The 1249-nt window shown below is 69.7% G+C and carries 2 protein-coding genes; both read left to right on the top strand.

Going from position 1 to position 1249, the window contains the following annotated elements:
• Positions 1–812, top strand: an 812-nt coding sequence (locus DMX10_RS32250; protein ID WP_111264894.1) for an ATP-binding protein, incomplete at its 5' end; no start/stop codon positions are given.
• A gap of 112 nt (positions 813–924) precedes the next feature.
• The coding region (locus DMX10_RS32245) for an EF-hand domain-containing protein (RefSeq protein WP_146603120.1) at positions 925–1249 on the top strand (325 nt) is incomplete at its 3' end.

Genomic DNA, 1249 nt, shown 5'->3' with positions numbered 1-1249 from the left:
TGCTGACCCTCATCGTCGCCGCCTGGTACGGCGCCCGCGTCCTGTCGCGGCCCATCCAGCGCCTGGCCAGCGCCGCCGACCGCCTCAGCGAGAACCTCCAGGCCCCGCCCCTGGAGGAGCGCGGCCCGCGCGAGGTGCGCCAGGCCGCCCACGCCTTCAACCTGATGCAGCAGCGCATCCGCGAGCAGGTGGCCCAGCGCAGCCGCATGCTCGCCGCCGTCTCCCACGACCTGCGCACGCCCATCGCCCGGGTCAAGCTGCGCGCGGAGCAGGTGCCGGACACCCAGTTGCGCCAGCGCATGGACCAGGACCTCGGCGAGATGGTCGCCATGCTCGACGCCACCCTCAGCTACCTGCACCAGCAACGCGCCGACGAAGCGCTGCAGATGTTCGACCTCCAGGCCCTGGTGGAATCCATGGCCGAAGACGCCCAGGACCGTGGCGCCGACGTGCGCGCGCAAGGCCAGTGCGCGCCGCTGCGGGCCCAACCCATGGCGTTGCGCTCCTGCGTCAGCAACCTGGTGGAGAACGCCCTGCGCTACGCCGGGCATGCCTTGATCCGCCTGGAAGACCGCCCCGCCGAGGTGCGCATCAGCGTCAGCGACCACGGCCCCGGCATCGCCCCCGAGCAACGCGAAGCGGTGTTCGAACCCTTCTTCCGCCTCGAAGGCTCGCGCAACCGCAGCTCCGGTGGCGTCGGCCTGGGCCTGACCATCGCCCGCGAGGCCGCCCGGCGCCAGGGCGGCGACCTGGTCCTGGGCGAAAACCCCGGCGGCGGCCTGCTGGCCACCCTCACCATCCCCCGCGCCTGACCCTGTCTCCGTGCCGATACAAAGCGCATAAACCCCCGACACGCTTGCGCCTGAACCTGCGAGCACCGGAGAACCCACTCCGGCCTTGCCATCACGCACAGGAGTGACTCCCATGATCAGTGGCGTCAGTGGTTACTCGGGCTATAGCAGCTACGGCAGCTATGGCTCGGCGCTCTCCTCGAAAAGCACCGCCAGCGGCACCAGCAGCAGTGGCGACTGCGCCTCGGGACAAGCGAAATTGCAGGAGAAGCTGTTCAGCCTGCTGGACAGCAATGGCGACGGCAGCGTCGCCAAGGACGAACTCGGCACCGCGCTGGCCAACGCCAAGGAAAGCGACAGCGGTATCACCCTCGACATCGACGAGCTGTTCGCCCAGTTGGATGCCAACAGCGACGGCTCCATCGACCTCGACGAAACCGCCGCCCTCACCCCGCCAC

The organism is Pseudomonas sp. 57B-090624 (genome assembly GCF_003234055.1).
In the GTDB taxonomy this organism is placed as follows: domain Bacteria; phylum Pseudomonadota; class Gammaproteobacteria; order Pseudomonadales; family Pseudomonadaceae; genus Metapseudomonas; species Metapseudomonas tohonis.
The sequence above is the reverse complement of the archived record's forward strand: the minus strand, read 5'-3'. Positions and strand labels throughout refer to the sequence as shown.